The 1,574-nt window shown below is 59.3% G+C and carries 1 protein-coding gene; it reads left to right on the top strand.

Going from position 1 to position 1,574, the window contains the following annotated elements; genetic code table 11:
* Positions 1-584 precede the first annotated feature (584 nt).
* Positions 585-1,550, top strand: a complete 966-nt coding sequence (locus tag VJ923_RS09610; RefSeq protein ID WP_326440919.1) for a helix-turn-helix transcriptional regulator — start codon at positions 585-587, stop codon at positions 1,548-1,550.
* Positions 1,551-1,574: the final 24 nt, after the last annotated feature.

The raw sequence follows: 1,574 nt of genomic DNA, 5'->3' as shown, positions 1-1,574 counted from the left end.
TCCTCCAGGGTGTTGGGGGTGAGGTTCAGCAGCTCGTCGCCGGGGCGGTGAAGGATGACCTTCTTGAGCTCGCCGATCTCGCTCTTGACGTTTACTCCTTGCATAAAAGCTCTCCGATCTGGCGCAGATGCGCCCATCGATTGCCGGCTGCCGCGGTTTCCCTTCCGCGACACGCGAGCCCACGACAGACTCGCGATTTGATGAATTCAATGTGCAGGAAATATGGAAGTTGCGATAGGTCTAAACCAGGTGTAGCAGGCCGTCTATTTAGCGATTAGAGCAAAGCATTTTCTTCTACACCCGTCGTAAACCGCAGGTCACTTACCGAATTTTCAAATCAATGCTATTGACTTTATGTCAGATTTTTGAGCGTTGTTACCTTCTCGTAAGGTTGCTGCCTAAAAAATCGAGGGATTTCCCCTCTCCACAATTGAGCTCCGAAGCCCTTTTTGCCCGCCCGCGCGCGCTCCACTGCGAGCCCCTTTCGGCTCAACGAGGGGGCGCCCTCTCTTCGGGGACTCCGATAAGCGATATAATGAGCCCAAGGCACATAGATAACTGCTGGCTGGCTGAAGAAGGGGTCTATGGGATTGGCGATTTTCTACGAGACGCTCTTAGTGATTCTCGTCTCGGCACTCACCGCGGCAGTATGCCTGTCGTCGTATCTGGTGACCAAGCGCAAGACGATGCTGTACGCCTGCGTCGCCTTTCTGTTCTACTTCTTCGACGTCGCCTCGATTCTGCAAGACGATTACGCGGCCCATACGTTCACGGCGGGGCTCTCCTGGGAATACTACTTCCTGCGCTCGTTCTACACCATGGCGACGGGCGCTGGGTTCCTCGGGGCCTTCTGGTACATGGTCTGCGAGTACATCGGCGAACGCCGCCGGGTCATGCGCACCGTCCCCCTCGTCGCCTATGTGGCGATCTCGCTTCTCCTCCTTGCCGTCTCCGGCGAGAGCAAGATGCTGCGCTTCTGCTACTACAGCTGCCGCGCGGCCTTCATGTTCTGGATCCTGCTCTACGGCGGCGCCCACTTCCTGCGCACTCGCGACGAAGTGGAGCGCCAGCGGCTCGGGCGCTACAAGGTGCACTGCATTGCGCTGGCGCTGCTCGGCGTGGTCATGGTGGCCGAGGACGCCCTGTTCTTCCTCGTTCTCTCCACCGACACCATTGCGCTTGGACCGGTGACGCTCACGGCCGAGCGCAACTACGCCGAGAACCTGCTCATGATGGTGTGCGCGGCCATGACGTGCTGGTTCGCCTTGCGGCAGCTGAGCATCCACTCAAGCAAGTCGCCCGTGATAGACGACACCCAGCGCTACCGCCAGACAGCGGAAGATCTGCTCGTGTATGCCAAGCGCCATCAGCTGACGGCCCGCGAGCAGGAGGTGCTCGACTACATCCTGCGCGACCATGACAACCAGAACATCGCCTCGGCCATGTCGCTGGCGCCTTCCACGGTGAAGGTGCACGTGCACAACATCCTGCAGAAGACGGGGCACGCCAACCGCCAGGAGCTCATCCAGGACTTCTGGAAAACGGTGTAGGGGCTCCCCTGGCGGACCGGCGGG

The organism is Adlercreutzia shanghongiae, assembly GCF_035830635.1.
Lineage (GTDB): Bacteria > Actinomycetota > Coriobacteriia > Coriobacteriales > Eggerthellaceae > Adlercreutzia > Adlercreutzia shanghongiae.
This window is presented reverse-complemented; position numbering and strand designations above follow the sequence as displayed.

Excerpts from the sequence above, each read along its gene's own strand:
- VJ923_RS09610 (WP_326440919.1), top strand. The coding sequence starts at position 585 with ATGGGATTGGCGATTTTCTACGAGACGCTCTTAGTGATTCTCGTCTCG.